The sequence below is a fragment of the Streptomyces sp. NPDC058872 genome (genome assembly GCF_042743065.1).
GTDB lineage: Bacteria > Actinomycetota > Actinomycetes > Streptomycetales > Streptomycetaceae > Streptomyces.
Genome location: NZ_JBHYMK010000016.1, coordinates 99,163 through 119,121, shown reverse-complemented (window position 1 = coordinate 119,121; position 19,959 = coordinate 99,163). Strand labels below are relative to the sequence as shown.

Here is a 19,959-nt window from a genome sequence, read left to right as displayed (position 1 = left end):
AAGCACCGCCGCCGGGCCGCGCCGCCCTCCCTCGGACCCGAACGACAGAGCCATGCGCAAGGGGCATGGCTCGCCTGCGAGATCATCGCTTGTCGCATGGATGGCCCGGCGCCACGATGGAGGACATGACCACACCGCACACGATCGCCGTGCTCGGCCTGGGGCGCATGGGCTCGGCCATCGCCACGCGACTGGACGCCCTGGGGCGGGACGTCACCGGCTGGACGCGCTCGGGACGAACCGCAGGCGCCGTTCGGACCGCCGTCACCCCCGCCGACGCCGTGGCGAAGGCCGATGTCGTCCTGCTGTCCCTGTTCGACGGGCCGGCCTGTCGTCGGGTGCTCGACGAGGTCCGTGAGGCCTTGCCCACGGGCACGGTCGTCATCAACACGAGCACCGTCGCCCCTGCCGAAGCATCCGCACTGTCGCGGGAGTTCGGCCCTTCCTACGTCCACGCCCCGGTGCTGGGCTCCGTGCCGGCCGTGGCCGCCGGAGCCCTGCAGATCCTCGCCGCTGCGGACGGAGGCGTACGGGACCGCGTCCGACCGGTACTGGAAGTGCTGGGCACCATGCGGCACGTCGAAGACGCCTCCACTGCCGCGGCGCTGAAGCTGGTCGCCAACAGCAGCCTTGCCGGAGCGGTCCTCGCGCTCCGCGACTCCCTCCGGCAGGCCGATGCCCTCGGACTGCCGCGCGCCGAGGCGCTGGACGTCCTCGCACTCGGCCCTCTCGGTGGGCTGGTGGCCCGCAAGCGTCCGTTCCTCACGGGGCACCCTTCCGGCCCGGCCGAATTCACGGTCGGGGCGCTCGCCAAGGACATGGCACTACTTGCCGGGGCCTCGGACACCCCCTTGGGCGCTCCGGCCGGTCTCGCGGGTTCCCCCGCCGGCCCCGAGGCCGACATCGCCCTCGCCGCGACGGTCCCCCCGGTGGAAGACGCCGTGCTCGAACCACTGCGCGCCTATGCCCGCGGCCACGCCACGGGAGATCCCGCCCACTTCCGCGATGCCTTCCTGCCCACGGCCCACATCGAGGGCGTCCGGGAAGGCGCGTTCGTCTCCTGGCCCCTCGATGCGTACTGTGCGCTGTTCCCGGGGCACCCGGCCCCGGACGAGCGCGATCGCTCCCGGCTCGTCGACGCGGTCGACGTCCACGGCACCGTCGCGACCGCGACCATGACGCTGTTGCACGGTGCCGATGCCTTCGTGGACGTCTTCCTGCTGGTGCGGGGCGAGGACGGTTGGCGGATCGCCAACAAGGCGTACCACCGACGGGCCGCCGCAGCGCATCCGCGTCCTTGACCTCGGTCGGCCTGACGCGGTCGCGCCGTGCGGCCCTCGTCCGCCCCGCGGCCCTGCGGCGACGGGGCGGGCCCCCGGGCGACCGCCCCCCACCGGCGGCTCAGTTGCCGTAGCGACCGGTGGCGATCTCCCAGCGGTGGTAACCGGCGATCCAGGCGGTGAGGCCGTCGACGTAGCGGTGGGCGGCCTCGCGTGCGGCCGGGGAGAGACCGAGGAGGTCGCAGATCCAGGGGACTTCGGACGACAGCTCGACGAAGCGGTCGACCATCCCCTGGGCCTCGCACATGACCTGGGCCGCCGCCTCCTCCGGGGTGCCGCCGCGCTCCTCGCAGACGATCATGACCAGATTGGCGACGTCACCGCGGGCGATCTCCTGGTCGTACGAGTGGACGTCGTTGGTGAACGACGGGATGTCCGCGGCCAGTTGCCTCATGCGCCGGAAGGTCGGGTGGTGCAGCACCTCCTGCGGCAGTTCGAAGCGGTTCAGCCGCTCGACCATGTCGAAGAGGGTTTCCATCGCGGCGGTGCCCCGACGGAGCGCCAGGTAGCCCTCCCGGTCCGGGAGCCGCCCGGAGAGCCGACCGGCGGCCTCGGCCGGGTGGCAGGCGAAGTACCACTCCCAGTTGTAGGCGGCCCGGGCTCGCCATCGGGCGGACATGCCGCGCTCGCTGCGTGCCCAGAGGTCGGCGAAGGCCTGCTCGACCGGTGTCCGGATGTCGGGGGCGGGATCGTTCCCGTGCAGGAGGGACGTCAGACGGGTGCACATCTCGGCCACTTGTGCCGGAGCCCGACCGAGGGCGGAGTCGAAGCGGTCGTCGAAGAGGAAGTAGAAGCCGAGCAGGTCCGCGGCGAGACCGAGGTCGTCGGCGGCACTGTAGGGGCTGGTGAACGCGGCGAGTCGGGGTACGTCCCACCGGTCGTACGACGGCAGGTCGATGGTGACGGCCAGTCCGTCGTGGCGGAGCAGCCAGTCCTGATGGCGCCGCGTGACGGACACCCGGTGCGGATTGCTGCGAGGTGGGAACGGCAGGTCGAGCAATGCGACGTTGGGCATCTGTCCCCCAAGTTCTGCTCCCGGGTGATCGTCAGACGCCCCCCGGCGCGATCGAAGATTACTCGAATTGATCATTAACTGCCAGACGCGTCAAGCGGATCCCTTTCAAGCCAACGGAAGAGACTCCTCCGGGTCGGGTCCAGGGTGGACCTCCCGGGCCGGTTCGTCGAGTGGGGCTGCGTGGCATCGGTCTCCTGTTCCCCCCTTCGTCGTGGCGGGTGGTTCGGCGTCGTCGTGCGCCACTCGTGGCGGGGCGGGAGCGTTGGGGTTGCCGTGACGCCCGTTGCAGTGACGATTCTGCAATTCGGACCTGCAGGTTTCTTCCGTACTGCGTGGTTCCGGCGGGTCAGTGTCGAGAACGACGATGGGGATGGTGCGCGGTGCCTGAGACGTGGACTCGGAGCGAGGGACACGAGGCCCCGTTCGTGGGGTGCCACCGGGAAGGGCACGCCCTGATCGGTCGTGACGAAGAGCTCGCCGTGCTCCGGACGGCCCTCGCCGGACACCGGCTGGTCACCGTGACCGGAGCGGCCGGGACCGGGAAGAGCCGACTGGCCCTGGCGGCCGTCTCCTCCCTGCCGACCGACCCCCGTCGGAGGGTCGTTCGGGTGCGATGGCACGACGGGGTTCCCGTGGGGCGCCGGGCCCTGACGGCGAAGGTCTCCCGGGCGCTCGGCGCCACCGGGCTCTCCTGGGAACCCGGAGGGACGCGACCCCCCGCGGCCGACCGATCGGCCCCACCCGGCGGAGTGCTGCTGTTCCTGGATGACGTCGACCCCGTGCACACGGAGGGCATCGGTCTCGTCCAGACCCTGCTGATGGCCCTTCCGACCGTACGCGTCCTCGTCACGGCACGGCGATCGCTCGGACTCGGCGACGAGACGGTGCTGCGCCTGGAGCCGTTGTGGTACGAGCCCGGGGCGGGGCGGGCACGCTCCTCGCCGGCCGCGGAGCTCCTGCTCGCCCGCGCCCGTGCGCACGGATGGCGAGGAGAGCCCGATCCGACGGCCGTGACACGGGTGTGCCGACTGCTCGAAGGCGTTCCCCTGGCCCTCGAACTCGCTGCCGGCCGACTGGGCGAGTGGACGATGGAGGAACTGGCCGACCACCTCGAATCGGGCCCGTGCAGGCTGGCCGACCCGGCCCCGCTCCTGCGGCGGCACCGCACGCTGCGGACCTCCATGGGAGCCGTGCACGCCCTGTGCGAACCGGCGGCCCGCAAGGTCTGGCGGCGCCTCAGCGCCTTTTCCGGAACCTTCACGGAGGCGGCGGCCGTGCCCCTGTGCTCCGGAGCCGACCTCGCGCCGCACGAGGTGCCGCCCGCGCTGGCGGCGTTGAGCGCCACGGGGGTGCTCCAGGTGCACGGGGAAGCAGGAGGGGTGCGCCAGCACCGCTACCGCATGGCGCGGGCGGCCCGGGACTTCGGCGCCGAACGGCTGTCGGCAGCGGGCGAAGGGCCGATGACCCGAGATCTGCACGCCGCCCACGTCCGCGACACGGCGGCCGTCGCCGAGACCCTCTGGAACACGGGCCTCCAGCGCGAGGCCCTTCGGACCGTCCAGGACGAACACGAGGACCTGGTGGCCCTGGTACGGCGGTGCGCGGCCGGCGCCGGACACGTCGAGGAGGCCCTGCAGGCCGTGCTCCACCTGTGGTTCTGGTGGGTGGTCCAGGAGCGTGCCGAGGAAGGGGGCGCCCATCTGCACGTGCTGCTGGCCCGACTCCCCTCCGGCAGCCCGCTCGCAGCGCACGGCCGGTGGCTCGCGGCCTGGCTCGGCGCGGCCCGGGACCCCCGGACGGCCCAACGGCTGCTGTCCCTGGCCTGGCCGGCCGCCGTGCTCGCCGGCGACGACGCCCTGCTGGGTCGCATCGCCCATGTGCACGGCACCCTCGCCTGGCGGCGGCAGGACGCCGAAACGGCCATGAGGTACTACCAACAGGCCGCGGAGACCACGCCCTGCGGGGCTCCCGGAGGCCCACCGCCCGGCGTGAGCCTTGCTGCGCTGGCCCTCGTCCAGGCCCACCGCACCCCGGCGACGGCCGTCCGCACCGCCCGTCGCGCCCTGGCCCAGCCGACCTGTGCGAACGATGCCTGGGCCGCCGCCCTGGCCCACTACGCCCGGGCCTTCGCCGATCACCGCGCCGGACGCACCGGGCGCGCCCGCCACCAGGCCCGCCGCGCCCTGGCGGAGCTGGAGTCCCGGCTCGACGCCCCGCAGGCGCACCGGGCACTGCGCCGCCTCCTGGTCGCCCTCGAACCCGGGGCGACGGCAACCGCACCGGCGCCGCACCGCCTCCGGCACGTACCGGGGCCCCGTGACGGAGCGTCGAAACCGCCTGCCGAGGCCACCTCGGCGCAGCGATGACCCGGTGCTGAGGACCCGCACACCCCGTGGTTCGAGCGGCGGAGCGTCGGGTGCCGCATCCGGGCGTCGACGACCGGCATGGGCCGTCTGCCTCTCTGCCGGCTGCGTTGCCGCGTCCCGGGCGGTCGGCCCGTCCCCGGTGCTGTCCGGGCGCGGTTCACCGAGCCGCAGCACCACTCGCACCCGGCGCCGGACGCCCGGGCAACCGCTTGCCGCGACCCTCTTCGGTACGTGACGTCCACAAGCACCGGCTTCCCCCTATCGCTGGGAACCGGCCGTGGCGAGAATTTGTCTCTGTGGGGGAAGAAGGCCACGGCGGAGGGAGGGGGACGAGGATGAGCGCATGGGTGGTCCCGGGATACACGGAGTCCAGGGAACTCGGCTCGGGCGGCAGCGGGCGCGTGGTGCTGGCCACCCACGACGGGACCGGTGTGCCGGTCGCCGTGAAGTACCTGAGCGAGCGGCTGCGCACGGACGAGGCGTTCGTCCGCGGATTCCGCTCCGAGGCCCGTCTCCTGGGTGCCCTCGACAGCCGACACGTCGTGGGGCTGTACGAGTACGTCGAGGCACCGCAGGGGGCGGCCATCGTCATGGAGCTGGTGGACGGCGTCGCGCTGCGCGCCCTCCTCGCCCAGGAGGGATCGACCGGCCCCGAGGCCGCGCTCGTGGTCCTCAAGGGCTCGCTCCTGGGGCTCGCCGCCGCCCACCGGGCAGGCGTGGTGCACCGTGACTACAAGCCCGAGAACGTGCTGGTCGCCGCCGACGGATCGTCCAAACTGGTCGACTTCGGGATCGCGGCCGGCCGGGACAGCAGGCCCGGCGTCGCCGGAACGCCCGCTTACATGGCGCCCGAACAGTGGAACGGCGCCCCCGCCGCCCCGGCGGCCGACGTCTATGCGGCAACCGCGACCTTCTTCGAGTGCCTCACCGGTCACAAGCCCTTCGCGGGGGACAACTTCGCCGAGCTCGCGCTCCAGCACCTGGAGGCGCCGGTACCGGACGGCCAGGCGCCGGAGCCACTGCGTCCGCTGATTCGTCGGGGTCTGGCCAAGGCTCCCCACGAACGGCCCGAGAACGCGGATGCGTTCGTCAGCGAACTGGAGTCGATCGCCACGGCCGCCTACGGCCCCGATTGGGAGGAGCGGGGGCGGGGGCGCCTCGCGGCGCTGGCCGCGCTGCTGCCGTTGCTCTTCCCCTCCCAGGGCGCTCCGGCCCAGGGCATGACCGCGCTCGCCACGACCACCCTGCCCCGACCGCCGGCACCGCGCCCGCGCCGCCATCTCCTCAGGGGGCTGCCTGCCGGAGCGGCTGCGCTGGTCCTGGCACTGCTGCTCGCCCTCGCCGCACGGGCCGGAGGAGAGGAGCCGAACGGCGACGAGACCGCTCAGGCCTTCGCGACGACGAGCACGACGCCGGACCCGAGCCCACCGGATCCCGGCCCGGATCCCACGCAGCCGCCGACGGCGACGTCCACTCCGACGGTCTCGGACCCGCCCACCCCGTCGGAATCCTCCAGCTCCACCCCCACCGAGACGCCCGACACCCCTTCCACGCCCTCCACGCCCACCACGACGCCACCGGCCCCGCCGATCACGATTCCCCCCACCCTGCTTCCGCCCACCACCGTCCCGCCCACCACCGTCCCGCCCACCACGGTCCCGCCCACCAGGGTCTCGCCCACCATCGTCCCGCCCCTGACGAGGCCGCCGACCAGGCCGCCGGTCTCCGTCACCGGGGTCTCGGTCACGAGCCTGCGCCAGACCGGGTACGCGACCGCCGAGGCGACGGTCGAGATCACGACGGACGGAGTCGGGCCGGTGACCCTCCTCGTCGAATGGTTCACCAGCGACGAGAAGGGGGTGCCGGGCACGCCCGACGGTTCCGTGACCTTCCGGCGGGAAGGGGCCACCCGGTACGCGCTGACGGTCCCGCACACGGTTCGGAACGCCGGTTGTTACTGGGGAGCGCGCGCTACGACGGACCCGGCCGCCGCGAACGGCGGTTCCCTGCAGCAGATCTTCCTCCAGCGGTGTGTGATCAGATGAACGACGACGACTACAGCGCCACCGAGTTGGGCAGCCACTGGTTCCAGGGACCGGAGCCGGAGCAGGCGTCGGAGCAGGCACCCGATCGGGTCGAGGGAGAAGTCCTCCGCTTCGGCCCCGGAGTGACCGCGGCCGTCGTCCGCCGCGTCGAGAACACCCCCACCGCGGCCCAGATCTGGCACGGCACCCTGCCCGGTGCCCCGACGCCGCCCCGTCCGTCCCGGGCCCGGTGGCCCCGCAGGTACGTCCCCGCCGCCGTGATCCTGCTCCTCGTCCTGGGCTTCCTCGTCTGGCGCGAGTACGGTCCCCGGGTCGCGGTCCGGGCCGTCGACGTCACCGCGTCCGAGCAGCCGCTCGCCTGTGACGGCACTGCGAACGTGCTGGGCCTGGTACGGACCGACGGGCGTCCGGGGACCCTCACCTATCACTGGGAGCGCAGCGACGGAACCCGTTCCGAACCCCTGCGCGAGACCCTGGCGCGGGGACAGGAGGAGGCCAGGCTCCACCTCCTGTGGACCTTCCACGGGACCGGCACCCACCGGGCCGTGGCGCGACTCGTGATCACCTCTCCGACCGCCCATGCCGCGGAGGGGACGTTCACCTACCGCTGCGAGTGAGCGCGGACCGGGGCAGCTCGGCCCCGTGCGCCCCGTCGGCATTCCGCCGGGGCGCGCGGTTCGCCCGTTCCGGTAGCGAGCGCTCGGCGAGGAGGAGGACCGCCGCACCGGTGAGGACCAGCAGGGCGAGGACCGTCCACAGGTGCCACGGGCCGGTGTCGAGCAAGAAGCCCAACAGCATGGGGGCGATGGTGCGGCAGACCGACCAGGACAGTTGGTAGACCGACAGGTAGCGCCCCCGCAGGTGATCGGGGGCGGCCTGGACGGAGAGGCCCTGCGAGGGGGCGGAGTGCACGAGTTCGCCGGTGGTGTAGAGCACCGCGACCGCCAGGACGGCGAGGAGGGCTCCCGGGCCGTGGACGAGTCGGGGCAGGGCGGCGAAGGCGGCGAACGAGAGCGCGAAGGTGACCGCGCCGAGTGCGGCCGTACGGGTTCGCCGTCCGCGTGAGGCCAGCCGTGCGGTGGGGACGCCGAGTGCGGCGACCAGGGCGGTGTTGACCGCGAAGACGGCTCCGGCCAGGGCATCGGGCAGCGCGACGTCGCGGGTGAGGAACACCGGCAGGGCCATGGCCTGGGTGGTGTAGCCGAAGGCGATCAGGAAGTTGGCCGTGGTGAGCAGGAGGTACGGCCGGTCGGTGAGCACCCTCCGGTATCCGCCGGCGGGCCGCGGCTGGTCGGTGGTGCTGCGGACGCGGGGGATCCGGGCGACCAGGACGGCTGCGACGGCGAAGAGCACCGCGAGCACCTCGGCGGCCACGATGAAGCCGGCCGTCCCGCGCCACGCCAGCATGCCGGCCGCCGCCAGGCTCCCCCCGCCCATGCCGGCGTTGCGCAGGCTGCGGTCCCAGGCCAGCAGCCTGTCGCGCTCCGTCCCCCGGGCGAGGTCGCCGATGAGCGACTGCTGACTCGGTGCGGACGCCCACGTGCCCACCGCCACCACCAGGGCGATCGTCAGGAAGGCCGGGTAGGAGTCGGCGAGCGGGTAGGCGGCGAACCCGATCGCGCGCAGCGCGAGCACCCCGACGAGCACGCGCCGGCCGCCGCAACGGTCGATGAGGATGCCCGTGGCCGGCATGAAGGCGAGCGCGACGAGTCCGGCGATGGTGAGGCCGGTGCCGATCGAGGTGAGGGACAGCCCGGTGAGCCCGTGGACGAACAACATGGTCAGCGGTACGTACATGCCGTCGCCGATCGAGGTCGTGAGGCCCGCGGCGATGAGGCGGCGGCGGGCGGGAGCACCGGCACCGGGCGGGGGGACCGCAGCGGGGACGACCCGAGGGGCGGATTTATCTTCCATGGAAGGGAAATTATCATCCGTGGAAGATAGAATGAAGGCATGCCGTCCGACGCCATCGCCGCCATCGTCGACCAGTGGAAACGTGAGCGCCCGGATCTCGACGCCGCTCCGATGCTCGTCATCGGCCGGCTCTTCCGCCTCACCCAGACCCTGGACCAGCACCTGCGACCGCCGTTCGCCGCTGCGGGCCTGGGCAGCGGGGACTTCGACCTGCTCGCCGCCCTGCGGCGAGCGGGTGAGCCCCACGTCCTGTCCGCGGGCGACCTCAGTCGCGCCGTCCTCGTCACCACCGGCGCCATCACCAAGCGCGTCGACCGGCTCGAAGCCCGCGGGCTGGTCTCCAGGAGCGTTGACGAGACGGACTCGCGCGGACGCCTCGTCACGCTCACCGCCGAGGGCGTCGCCCTGACCGATCAACTCATCGCCGTGCACCTCGACAACCAGCGCCGACTGCTCGCCGGGCTGGGCGAGGACGAACGGGCCGAACTCGCCGGCCTGTTGGAACGACTCGCCCTCACGCTCCCGGAGCACGGGGACTGAGGCCCCCGACGGGTGGACGGCTCGACCCCGATCGGTCGGTCCGGGCCGCGGGCGGGGCGGCGAGACGGCGCACGAGGTCCGCCTCCGAGCGCTCGGCGGCGGGGTCGTGCCAGAAGCCGACGGGGACGCCACGGATGCGCCGCCCCTGCGGGTCGAGGATCTGGCCGGCGAGTTTGAGCGGCCAGAGGGTCACGGCCCGGTCCGTGACGGTCAGTTCGGGGAACCGGGAGTACAGGCGGGTCTCGAAGGAGGGGATGTCCTCCGCGGAGCGCAACCAGACCGTCAGCAGCAGGTTGTGGGGGCCGGAGATGGATGCGCAGAGGCGGGTTTCGCGTTGTGCGGCGAGGTGCGCGGTGATCCGGGTCGTGGCACCGGGCGGTGCGATGCCCCACAGGGTGACCGAGACCGGCCAGCCGGAGAGGTACCGGGCCACCTCGCAGCGGTAGACGAGGGCATCCGTGCGGTGGAAACGGTCCAGGCGTCGCCTCACGGTGCTGGCGCTCGCACCGCTGCCCTGTGCCAGCGCGGCGACCGACTGCCGGCAGTCCTGCGCGAGCAGGCCGAACAGCCGGTGGTCGAGTTCGTCCACGTGGGCCAGGCCCCGCCCGACCCCGGCACCGAGGTGCGTCGGGGACGGCGCCAGGTTCTCCCTGCCGCCGGGCGCCAGCCTGTCCAGGCGCCAGCGGCTGCCCACGGAGTGCAGGGTGGAGGCGATCTGGGACCGGGTCGCGGCGACCCCCGGGAGGGCCTCCAGGCGCATCCCCACGTAGCGGGCGAGTGCCGCCTGGTCGGGGAACGCCGCCGTCAGGATCAGGTCCCGGGACCCGGTCACGTGATCGATGGTGATCAGGTGCGGGTCGTCGACGATGGCCGCGGCCACCCGGTGCAGGCTCCCGGAGGCACAGTCGACCTCGATCACGGCGACGGTCGGCGGAACGGGGCCGAAGCCGGTGGGGTGACAGCTCATCCAGGCGTGACCCGCCTCGGTGAGCCGTCTCCAGCGACGCGCCACCGTCGACGCGTCCACGCCGACGGCCGCACCGATCCGCTCCCACCGCGCCCTCGGCGAGGTCTGCAGGGCGGTGATCACTTGGTGGTCGAGTTCGTCGAGAACGCCGGAGGTGGTGGCTGATTCCAGCAGATGTCTGCTCATGGACGGTGGTTCCCTGCGGATGATCTCTTCTGTTGACGCGGATCGCCACGATACACACATGTCTCTACTGCGCGACGCACACGCTCTGACCCCCGTCCTGGCCGCACTGCGCCATTCCCTCCACCGGGAACCGGAGTTGGGGCTCGACCTCCCCCTCACCCAGGCGAAGGTGGTCGCCGCCCTCGACGGGCTCGATCTGGAGATCACTCCGGGCAGCTCCCTGAGCTCGATCACGGCCGTCCTGCGCGGTGGTCGTCCGGGCCCCGCGGTCTTGCTGCGGGGCGACATGGACGCCCTTCCGGTCCAGGAGGACACCGGGCTTCCGTACGCCTCCGTCCTCGACGGCCGGATGCACGCGTGCGGTCACGACCTGCACACCGCCGGGCTCGTCGGCGCCGCACACCTGCTCGCGGCCCGTCGCGAGGAGCTGGCCGGGGACGTCGTGCTCATGTTCCAGCCGGGTGAGGAGGGACAGGGCGGCGCGAAGCTCATGATCGACGAGGGCGTGCTCGACGCGGCCGGGGAGCGGGTCGTCGCCGCCTATGCACTGCACGTCGTCTCCCGGGGCGCCCCGACCGGCTTCGCCACCACCCGACCGGGTCCCGTGCTCGCCGCCTCCGACACGGTGCACGTCACGGTACGGGGAGCGGGGGGCCACGGTTCGTCCCCGCACGCCGCGGTCGACCCGGTGCCCGCGCTGTGCGCGATGGTCACCGCCCTACAGACCCTGATCACCCGCGAGGTCGACATCTTCGACCCCGCAGTCGTCACGGTCGGTCGACTGGAGGCAGGTACCGCTGCCAACGTCATTCCCGGTTCAGGGCGCTTCTCCGCCACCGTCCGGACCTTCTCCGACGGTGCGCGCGCCGCCGTCCGCACGGCCTTCGAGCGGACCGTGCACGGCGTCGCCGCCGCCCACGGCGTCGGTGTGGACATCGACTACGTCCACCAGTACCCGCCGACCGTCAACCACGACGGAGAAGCCGCGTTCGCCCTCGAAACGGCCCGGAGCGTCCTCGGCGAGGACCGGGTCTTCGCCGCCCCGACGCCTCTGGCCGGCTCCGAAGACTTCTCGTTCGTCCTCCGCGAGGTGCCGGGGGCCTTCCTCGGACTCGGTGCCTGTCCGCCCGGCACCGACCCCGCGACCGCCCCGATGAACCACTCGCCGCAGGCCGTCTACGACGACGGCGCGCTGCCGCACGCCGCCGCCCTGCTCGCCGGGCTGGCCCTCCGGCGCCTGTCCCGCGCCGCGTCCCTGCCGCCCGCCGCCGCTTCCCCGACCGCCCCCACCTCCCAGGAGTGACCGTGCCGCGCACCACCGGGCCGAGAGGGCCCGCCGCTCCGCTCCCCGTTCCCGCCGTCGGCGCGGTCGTCGGGCTGCTGGTCTTCTTCGAGGTCACCAGCGGCGTCCTGCAAGCCGGCATCACCCCCCTCCTGCCCGATCTGGCCACCCGCCTGGGCATCGACGCCGTCGACACCAACTGGATCGTCTCCGTCCAACTCCTCGCGGCAGCCGTCTGCGTGCCCCTGTTCGGACGCCTCGGTGATCTCCACGGTCATCGACGCCTGCTCCGGATCGCACTGGCCCTGGTCGCAACGGGAACCCTGATCGTCGCGCTCGCCGACAGCTACCCCCTCGTCCTGAGCGGACGACTCCTCCAGGGGCCCCTCGCCGCACTCCTCCCGTTGGAGATCGCCCTCGTGCGGGACCGGTTGTCCGTCGCGGATGCCCGGAAGGCCATCGCCCTCCTGGTGGGATCGCTCGCCCTGGGTTCCCTCGCGGGCGGAGTCGTCATGGGCCTCCTCCGCTCCGCCGTGGCCGACCTGCGCCTCGTCCTGCTCGTACCGGCGGTCCTCGCGCTGATCTGCGTACCGGTCTCCTTCGTCGCCGTGCCCGAGTCCACCGGCCGGGCGAGCGGGCGGGTCGACTGGCCCGGCGTGACGCTGCTCAGCACGGCGGTGCTCGCCCTGCTGAGCGGCGTCGGTGCCGCGAAGAACGGTGCCTGGGGCGGCCCCGCGGTCCTCGGCCCGCTCCTCCTCGGCATCGTGCTGCTGGCCGTCTGGGTCCTCGTGGAGCTCCGCGCCGACGAACCGCTGGTGGACGTCCGCGCCCTCGCCAGCCGGGAAGCGGCGCCCTTCTACCTCGGAGCGTTCCTCTTCGGCATCTTCTACTTCGGCAGCCAGGCCCCCAACGCCACCTTCTTCGCCGCTGACCCGGAAGCCGTCGGATACGGGTTCGCGATGTCGGCCCTGGCGATCTCACTGGTCTCGCTGCCCGGTTACGGCGCAGCCGTCCTCGGCTCCTTCGCCACCGCGGCCGTCGCACGACGCATCGGCTACCGCCCCACCCTGGTGGTGGCCTTCGCCCTGGTGGCGACCGCCTTCCTCCAGTACGCCCTGCTCCACGCGGCGGTGTGGCACATGGCGGCCGGATCCTTCTTCCTGGGCCTCGGCATCGGCCTGGCGCTCGGGGCCATGCCCACCGTGATCGTCGAAGCCTCGGACCCGTCCCGCACGGGGATCGCCGCTGCCCTCTACAACAACGTCAAGACCCTCGGGGGCGCGGTCGCGGGCGGCGTCTTCGCCTCGCTCCTGGGCGCGTTCACCTCTTCCGCGACCGGTGAGCCCGGCGAGAACGGCTACCGGGCCGTCTGGCTCGCCGGTGCCGCCTGCGCCCTGTTGGCGGCCGTGTGCAGTGCGCTGGCCCGCCGCCACGAAGACCCGTCCCCGGTCGTGGAAACGCTTCGGCCCGCCGCTCCCGCCGGCTGAACCGCCGGCCCCGGGCCCGCCCTCCCGAACCACCGCGGATCACGGTACGGTCCTTAACCATGGGTGCGGGGTCGGACGGATCTTGTACCGTGTGCTCGCGACCGCGCCTCCGGTGCGCTGGGCTGCGGCTCCTTCCTTCTGACACTCAAGTGATGCCGCCGCCTCCTTTGACCTCGGTGGGCGCGGCCGCGTTCGGCCCGTCGCCCGGGCCCCGACCCACCGTCCCGCAGCCGCTGCGGCCGGGACCGTCCCGCCCTTCACCACCGGGGGATTTGCTGCCTCGTCACACTCCACCACCCACGCGGGCGGTCGGGCCTTCGTCCGGGAGCCCCGAGGAGAACTCTTCCTCCCCGCGGTCGGAAACTTCGCCTCCCAGCACACCTTCTACGGGACCGGCGAAGAGCGTCAGGACCGGTTCGTCCGTCTCGTCCGGGAACTCGCCGTGCAGGACCCCGAGTGGACGGCAGGCCTCCTGCGTTGGCTCCGCACCGAGGGCAACATGCGCAGGGCCTCCCTGGTCGGAGCCGCCGCATACGCGTCGGCCCGGCTCCGGGCGGGGGAGTCCGGCGGCCCTTCCCACCGCTCCGTCGTCGACTCGGTCCTGCAACGCGCGGACGAGCCCGGCGAACTGCTCGCCCACTGGACGTCGACGTACGGACGGAACGTTCCGAAGCCCGTGAAACGGGGCGTCGCCGACGCGGTGCGCCGGCTCTACGCCTCCCGGTCCCTGCTCAAGTAGGACACCTCCTCCAGGGACTTCCGCTTCGGCGACGTGCTCAACCTGGTGCACGCCTCGCCGCACCCCGACAAGCCCTGGTAGGGGGAGCTCTTCCGCTACGCCCTGGACCGCCGCCACCACCCCGACGGAGCGGTTCCGCCCGCCGCCGACCGCATGCTGACCGCCCACCAGGCCCTGCGGGAGTCGGCCCGGGACGGGCGGCGGGCGCTGGTGACCGGGCCGGAGGGTGCCGCGCGGCTGGCCGAGGCGGGTGTCACCCGGGAGTTCCTCGCGGGGTGGCTCCACGGGCCGGTGGACGCCGCCTTCTGGGAAGCCGTGATCCCCACGATGGGACCGATGGCGCTCCTGCGGAACCTGCGGAACTTCGACGGGGCAGGGGTCTCCGACACCGTGGCGGAACGGGTTGCCGCACGGCTCTCGGACCCCGTCGAGGTCGCCCGCTTCCGACAGCTTCCCTTCCGCTGCCTGGCCGCCCATCGGCACGCGCCGTCGCAGCGCTGGGCGGTCGCGCTGGAGGTGGCACTCGGTCATTCGCTGGCCAACGTCCCCTCGTTGACCGGCCGCACCCTGGTCCTGGTGGACCGGTCCGACTCCATGTTCTGGGACACGCTCTCCGAGCGGTCCGAACTGACCGGGGCGGACGCGGCGGCCGTGTTCGGCACCGCGGTGGCGATGCGTGCCGAGCAGGCGGACCTGGTGGAGTTCGGCTGGGGCAGCGCAGCGGTTCCGTTCGTACCGGGAGAGTCCGTGCTGGAGGTGCTGAAGCGCTTCCGCTGCCTCGGCGGCACCTACACCGAGACGGCACTCCGGAAGCACTACCGGGGACACGACCGCGTCCTGATCGTCACCGACGAGCAGGCGGCTCCTCACGACCCCGGTGGCCCCCGGGCCCGGCGGGGAAGCAGCGGGTCGGCCGAACCGGTCCCCACCGGGGGCCCGGTCTACACCTGGAACCTTGCGGGATACCGGCCGGCCCCCACCCCTGCAGGCCCCCACCGGCACACCTTCGGCGGCCTCACGGACGCCGCGTTCCGGACGGTGGGCCTCGTCGAAGCCGGTCGCCGGGCGGCTTGGCCGTGGACCGCCGATCCCGCTTGAGCCGGACACCGGGCCGGGCCGTCCCCGCGCCCCGACGGACCGTGCCCGTCACCGGCTCCCGCGCATTCCGAGGACGTACTCCGCGGTGAGCGCCACCACGCGGTCCTCGTCGTGAGAGAGCTCCAGGAGCGCACGGGTCGCCGTGTTTCCCGGGATGTCGGCGAGCGCCTGGGTCAACCGGAGGCGTGCGGGCGGTGGTGTGGCGGGGGCCCGGAGGAGGTCGACCAGGCTGCCGGCGATCCGATCCGCCGTTGCGGGGTCGTGTGCGAGCGCGCTCAGGGCGTCGGCGGCGTCGACGTCGGTCGCCGCCTCGACGATCATGTCGATCAGCGTCGGTACTCCTTCCGCCGTGCCGCGTGCCGCGAGTTCCAGGGCGGCGCGTCGACGGACCGTGACGTCGGAGCCGGCGAGGGCGTGGCGCAGGAGCGCCGTCGCCTCGTCGCCGGGGATCTCGACCAGGGCCCGGACGGCCCGTTCCCGCACGGCGGCCTCCGGTGAGCCGAGCCCCGGCGCCAGCAGCGGCAGCGCCTCGGAACCCGCCCGTGCCAGGGCCCAGCAAAGGGTCCCCGCGACGATCGGATCGTTCTCGCCGAGCACCGCTTCGACCAAGGCCTCCACCGGGACCGCAGCCTCTTCCGCGGAGGAGAGGGCCGCACGCTGGCGGGTGCGGGCGCTCGATGATCCGAGCGCGCGGAGGAGGGCGACGGTCTGGAGGACCTCGTGCCAACCGTCGGGTGCGGAGGAGCCGATCCGACACAGCCGGGTGAGCAGCTCCGTCTCGGCCGTGATGCGCTCCCGGGTCTGACGGATGAGGTCGTCGACGAGCGCGGAGGGGGCGAAGCCCGGATCGTCGAGGGCGCGCCCGACCTCGCGCAGCGACAGCCCCAGGGAGCGCAGGCTCTCGATGTGGAAGATGCGTTGGACGTCCTCGTCGGAGTACTCGCGGTAACCGGAGCCGGTGCGGTCCGTCGGACGGAGCAGGCCCAGCGACTCGTAGTGCCGGAGCATCCGGGCGCTGACTCCGGACCGCCGCGCCACGTCACCGATCAGCACGGTCCGTCATTCCTCCTGGCCGGTCGTGCCGAGGACCACGATCCGTTTCGCTTCCTCGATCGCGAAGTCGAATCCTCTTTCCGGCTCGCGCGCGAGCCGTTCGGTGGCGATCGCGTGCCGGCGCACATGGGGTTCGGGGGCCGACATCGCGGTGCGCAGGACCGGTTCGGCCGGCTCGCCGAGTGCGATCAGCGCCCGGCTCAGGCTCAACATCGTTTCGGGTTCGCCGCGTCCGAGCCGTTCCACCAGCAGGCGGGCCAACCCCGACTCCTCCCCTTCGGGCACGAGCGCGACCGCCGCTCGCCAGGCGCTGCGCGCCACGTCCTCGTCGGCATCGGTCATCAGCTCCCGCGTGACCGCGGGCCACGCCCGCCGGTCCCCGATCTTGGACAGGGTGTGCAGGGCCTGGCTCCGTGCCCGTGCCCGCGGGGAGCGCAGCTCGTCGATGAGCCGGGGGACCGTGAGGGCCGCCGCGTGACGGGTGAGGGCCCAGGTGAGCGTTTCCCGTACGTGGAAGTCGGGTTCGACCGCGCACCGGCGGACGAGTTCCTCGATCTGGAGCGGGTCGGGCGCCGTGCCCGAGGCCAGCGCCGCCCGCAGCCGTACCGAAGCGCTGCCGCTCATGAGGTTCCGCAGCGTCTGCTGCACCCTTGCACCCTCGTTCGCCATGGTCATCGGGACCACCTCCTCCTGCACAGCGAAGACCTTGTCACCGTGTCAAGGTCAAGCGGGGCCGCGCGGGCGCCCCCGCGGGGGCGCCCCCGCGGGGGCGCGGGAGTTCAGTACGTGTGTCCGACGTGCGCCAGGGCCTGCTTGAGGAGCGTTCCCTGGCCGCCGGGCATCTCGTTCTGCACGGTGGGGGAGGCCGCCTCCTGCGGGCTGAACCAGACCAGATCGAGCGCGTCCTGTCGGGGGCGGCAGTCGCCGGTGACCGGGACGACGTAGGCGAGGGACACGGCGTGCTGGCGAGGGTCGTGGAAGGGCGTGATGCCGGCCGTCGGGAAGTACTCGGCGACGGTGAAGGGCTGGAGGGAGGTGGGGACACGGGGAAGGGCGACGGGGCCGAGGTCCTTCTCCAGGTGCCGCAGCAGGGCGTCCCGCACCCGCTCGTGGTGCATGACCCGGCCGGACACCAGCGTGCGGCTGATCGTTCCCTCCGCGCCGATCCGCAGGAGCAGTCCGATGCTGGTGACTTCGCCGCTGTCGTCCACGCGCACGGGAACGGCTTCGACGTACAGGATCGGCATCCGGGCCCTGGCCATGTCCAGTTCGTCCGTGGTCAGCCAGCCGGGCGTGGTCTCAGTCATGTCAGACATCGCTTGATCATACTTTCCGGGCGTCGCCCCGACCCGGGCCGCGTGTCTGCCAGCCGGGTGGGAGTGCAGGTGGATCCCCACCGGGTTGCTTCGTCCCTCGACGGGGACGGGGTGGCCCGGTGGGAAACGGATCAGAGGGGTCGCAGGCGCTGGTGCAGGAGGCAGAACTCGTTCCCCTCCGGATCGGCCAGGACGTGCCAGTTCTCGGCTCCGCTCTGACCGATGTCGACCGGCTGGGCGCCGAGGGCGAGCAGCCGCTCCAGCTCGGCGCCCTGGTCGCGGTCGGTGGCATTGACGTCGATGTGCAGGCGGAGCTTTCCGGTCCGCGGATCGTTGCTGGGGCTCAGGATCAAGGTGGGCTGTGGACCGCCGAAGCCCCCGGGCGGACCGATCTCGATGCTCCCGTCATCCTCCCGGCCGAGTTCCACGTAGCCGAGGACCCCGCTCCAGAAGGCGGCGAGCCGCGCGGGGTCGGCACAGTCGAGGACCAGCTCACTGATGCGGGATGCCATGGTGGCGAGTTTACGTGTCGACCGGTGTTGATGGGGTGTCACGGGGTGTTCTTCGAAAGCCTGTTGGACGCCTTGCGCACGGGTTCGTGCCCTCCGTCCGGTCCCGTCCGCCCGAGGGATCCGCCGGGGCGGCGGCATCGTGCCCGGTCGGACCGCGCGGAGCGCTTCCCCTTGGGCGCCCCGCCGAACGGGCGCACGGCATCGACCCCGGGCCGTCTCCGGAAGGTCCGGTCAGTCGTGCGGACCGTTCCGGTGGCCTCGGCCCTTCCGCTCGGGGCGACTGGTTTCGGCGAGCAGGGCCGCACGGGTCATCGGGCCGTACATCCCCGGTTCCTCCGGAATCGCGCGGGCCACCTGGAAGCGCGTGAGGGCCGTGGCCACGGATTCGCTGAAGGTCCCGTCGGCCCTCCCGAGGTACAGGTACAGCTGCTGGAGCCGGTGTTGCAGGTCCACGACCCCGGGGCCGGTGCTGCCGAGCGCAAGCACCTCCGACTGCCCGGACGGCCGCGGAGCGGGCGTTGCGGAAGAGGGGGGACGGCGGGCGGTCGGAGCCGTGGGTGCGGTCCGGACCGGGGGAGTCGTGGGGGACGTCGGCGTCGGGGTCGTGGCGCGGGGAGGGGGCGACGACGGGATCGGGACCGTTTCCGGCGCCGTCGGGGCGGCTTCGGGTGCCGTCGGGCCGGTGGACCGGGCCGGGAGCACCGGTGCGGGATCCGATGCCTCCCGGAGGGCGGGCAGGTCGGGCATCGTGAGCGAGGCGCCGTTCGGAGGGGTCTGCGCCTCGGGGGTGAGGCCGACCGTCAGGCCGATCCCAGCAGCGAGGGCGCCCGTGAACAGCAGGGGGAGCGACATGCCGACCCGCTTCTCGCGCCCGGGCTCCCGCGGGGTCCTTCGCCGCCCCCCTGCCTTCCGCGTGTGCCGGGGCCGCCCCGTGCCGTGGCGCCCGTGCGATCCCGCCCGTCGGGAGCCCTCCGCCACGGGGGCCGTGGAATCGAACATCTCGACGTCCTGCGTGCGGGCCCCCGGCCCGTCGCCGCCCGGCTCGGCGACCTTGCCGAAGACGAGGTCCTCCTGCGCGGGGCGCGACGCTGCCGAGGGGGCGCCGTGGGTGACTGCTGTGGGCGGGGCAGTCCTGTTGCGCATCAGATGCTCCAGATGGGGTGAAGCCGTGGAAGGCGGCGCGAGATCGAGAAGAATTTGACTGCCGGTCAAGGCAAGCGTCAACTGCGCCCAAAACAAGGGAAAGAGGTACTTCCACGACGGCCATTCTTAAACAACACTTAATAAGTGATGCAGCTCACACCGGAGGGGTCGGAGTGCACCGCCCCGCCGGCGGGGACTCACGCCAACAGCGAGCCGGCGTCCCGGATCAGGGGGGCCGTGCCCACCGAGTTGCTCACGTTGAAGGTGACGCTTCCCGCGCGGTAGCGGTCCTCGGTCCATTCGATGGGCCGACCGTCCTGGTTGCTGGTCAGGTGTCGCTGGCGCAAGAGGGGGCTCCCGCGGCGAACGCGGAGCAGGCGGGCGTCGTCGCTCCCCGCCGGGACCGCGTCGATGAGGTGCTCGCCGTAATGGGCCACGATCCCGGCCTCCTCGGCCATGCTGTCCATGATCGAGGCGCAGTCGGCGGGCAGGGATTCGACCGTGGGGGCGACCCACTCCGCGTACGCCGTGCGTTCCAGCATCACCGGCTCGTCGTCCAGGCAGCGCAGTCGCAGCACGTCCAGGACCCCGGCACCCTCCGGGAGGGCGAGACGGCGCGCCTCCTCGGGACTGGCCGTGCGGCGCTCGCGGTGGAGGAAGCGGCTGGAGGAGCGGTAACCCATGGTCCGTGCCCACTGCGCAAAGCTGTGGAGCTCGGCGAAGCTGTGCCGACGTTCCCTGCGCAACACGATGCGGCGGGCGCCCTGACGCGAACCGATGACCCCTTCCGAGGTGAGCAGGGCGACGGCCTGGCGCACTGTGCCCCGCGAGGCGGACCAGCGTTCGGCGAGGTCGCTCTCGGACGGTAGCCGCGAGCCGACGGGATACTCGCCACCGATGATCGAGCGGCGGAGCTCCTCCGCGATCTCCAAGTAGAGCGCCGTCACCATGTCCCC

16 protein-coding genes and 1 pseudogene are annotated in these 19,959 nt (G+C 72.9%); 8 read left to right on the top strand and 9 right to left on the bottom strand.

What is annotated here, in order from left to right; all coding sequences use genetic code 11:
* Positions 1-65: 65 nt before the first annotated feature.
* Positions 66-1,301, top strand: coding sequence for a nuclear transport factor 2 family protein (locus tag ACFW22_RS13150; RefSeq protein ID WP_386402466.1), 1,236 nt, complete (start codon positions 66-68; stop codon positions 1,299-1,301).
* Between the two features lie 100 nt (positions 1,302-1,401).
* On the opposite strand, the gene ACFW22_RS13145 is transcribed toward ACFW22_RS13150, so the two are convergent.
* On the bottom strand, positions 1,402-2,355 hold the full coding sequence (locus tag ACFW22_RS13145) for a terpene cyclase (RefSeq protein WP_386402464.1): 954 nt from the start codon (positions 2,353-2,355) through the stop codon (positions 1,402-1,404).
* A gap of 380 nt (positions 2,356-2,735) precedes the next feature.
* Here ACFW22_RS13145 and ACFW22_RS13140 point away from each other — a divergent pair, with 380 nt between their 5' ends.
* From ACFW22_RS13140 to ACFW22_RS13130, 3 genes are all read left to right on the top strand, one after another.
* Complete coding sequence (locus tag ACFW22_RS13140; RefSeq protein ID WP_386402462.1) at positions 2,736-4,721, top strand: ATP-binding protein; 1,986 nt, start codon at positions 2,736-2,738, stop codon at positions 4,719-4,721.
* Positions 4,722-5,056: 335 nt separating this feature from the next.
* Complete coding sequence (locus ACFW22_RS13135) at positions 5,057-6,766, top strand: serine/threonine-protein kinase (protein WP_386402460.1); 1,710 nt, start codon at positions 5,057-5,059, stop codon at positions 6,764-6,766.
* On the top strand, positions 6,763-7,383 hold the full coding sequence (locus ACFW22_RS13130; RefSeq protein ID WP_386402458.1) for a hypothetical protein: 621 nt from the start codon (positions 6,763-6,765) through the stop codon (positions 7,381-7,383). Before ACFW22_RS13135 ends, ACFW22_RS13130 begins: the two co-directional genes overlap by 4 nt.
* Here ACFW22_RS13130 and ACFW22_RS13125 read toward each other — a convergent pair.
* On the bottom strand, positions 7,364-8,680 hold the full coding sequence (locus ACFW22_RS13125) for an MFS transporter (RefSeq protein ID WP_386402456.1): 1,317 nt from the start codon (positions 8,678-8,680) through the stop codon (positions 7,364-7,366). The two genes, ACFW22_RS13130 and ACFW22_RS13125, sit on opposite strands and share 20 nt — an antisense overlap.
* A 39-nt stretch (positions 8,681-8,719) precedes the next feature.
* Between ACFW22_RS13125 and ACFW22_RS13120 the strand changes: the two genes are divergently transcribed.
* Entirely contained in the window at positions 8,720-9,220 is a 501-nt protein-coding gene (locus tag ACFW22_RS13120) for a MarR family winged helix-turn-helix transcriptional regulator (RefSeq protein ID WP_386402454.1), read from the top strand.
* Here the strand turns inward: ACFW22_RS13120 and ACFW22_RS13115 are convergent.
* Positions 9,195-10,373 carry an Lrp/AsnC family transcriptional regulator gene (locus tag ACFW22_RS13115; RefSeq protein ID WP_386402452.1) on the bottom strand — a complete coding sequence of 393 codons (1,179 nt, stop codon included), beginning with the start codon at positions 10,371-10,373 and terminating at the stop codon, positions 9,195-9,197. The genes ACFW22_RS13120 and ACFW22_RS13115 overlap by 26 nt on opposite strands.
* A gap of 58 nt (positions 10,374-10,431) precedes the next feature.
* Here ACFW22_RS13115 and ACFW22_RS13110 point away from each other — a divergent pair, with 58 nt between their 5' ends.
* The 3 genes and pseudogenes from ACFW22_RS13110 to ACFW22_RS13100 all read left to right on the top strand — a co-directional run.
* Complete coding sequence (locus ACFW22_RS13110; RefSeq protein WP_386402450.1) at positions 10,432-11,676, top strand: M20 family metallopeptidase; 1,245 nt, start codon at positions 10,432-10,434, stop codon at positions 11,674-11,676.
* 2 nt (positions 11,677-11,678) lie between these two features.
* Positions 11,679-13,142, top strand: a complete 1,464-nt coding sequence (locus ACFW22_RS13105; protein ID WP_386402448.1) for an MFS transporter — start codon at positions 11,679-11,681, stop codon at positions 13,140-13,142.
* Between the two features lie 295 nt (positions 13,143-13,437).
* A pseudogene (locus ACFW22_RS13100) lies at positions 13,438-14,979 on the top strand (TROVE domain-containing protein); the annotation flags it as partial.
* A gap of 48 nt (positions 14,980-15,027) precedes the next feature.
* On the opposite strand, the gene ACFW22_RS13095 reads toward ACFW22_RS13100, so the two are convergent.
* The 6 genes from ACFW22_RS13095 to ACFW22_RS13070 all read right to left on the bottom strand — a co-directional run bounded on the left by ACFW22_RS13095 (position 15,028) and on the right by ACFW22_RS13070 (position 19,953).
* Entirely contained in the window at positions 15,028-16,032 is a 1,005-nt protein-coding gene (locus tag ACFW22_RS13095) for a HEAT repeat domain-containing protein (RefSeq protein WP_386402446.1), read from the bottom strand.
* 6 nt (positions 16,033-16,038) lie between these two features.
* The gene (locus ACFW22_RS13090; RefSeq protein ID WP_386402444.1) at positions 16,039-16,707 is read right to left on the bottom strand and encodes a HEAT repeat domain-containing protein; all 669 of its coding nucleotides are present in this window, start codon (positions 16,705-16,707) and stop codon (positions 16,039-16,041) included.
* Between the two features lie 104 nt (positions 16,708-16,811).
* Entirely contained in the window at positions 16,812-17,339 is a 528-nt protein-coding gene (locus tag ACFW22_RS13085; protein WP_386402508.1) for an NUDIX hydrolase family protein, read from the bottom strand.
* Between the two features lie 140 nt (positions 17,340-17,479).
* Positions 17,480-17,860: a VOC family protein gene (locus ACFW22_RS13080; RefSeq protein WP_386402442.1), complete on the bottom strand. Its 381-nt coding sequence runs from the start codon at positions 17,858-17,860 to the stop codon at positions 17,480-17,482.
* Positions 17,861-18,091: 231 nt separating this feature from the next.
* On the bottom strand, positions 18,092-19,003 hold the full coding sequence (locus ACFW22_RS13075) for a peptidoglycan-binding protein (protein ID WP_386402440.1): 912 nt from the start codon (positions 19,001-19,003) through the stop codon (positions 18,092-18,094).
* A 197-nt stretch (positions 19,004-19,200) separates the two neighbouring features.
* Positions 19,201-19,953, bottom strand: a complete 753-nt coding sequence (locus ACFW22_RS13070; RefSeq protein WP_386402438.1) for a GntR family transcriptional regulator — start codon at positions 19,951-19,953, stop codon at positions 19,201-19,203.
* Between the last annotated feature and the right edge of the window lie 6 nt (positions 19,954-19,959).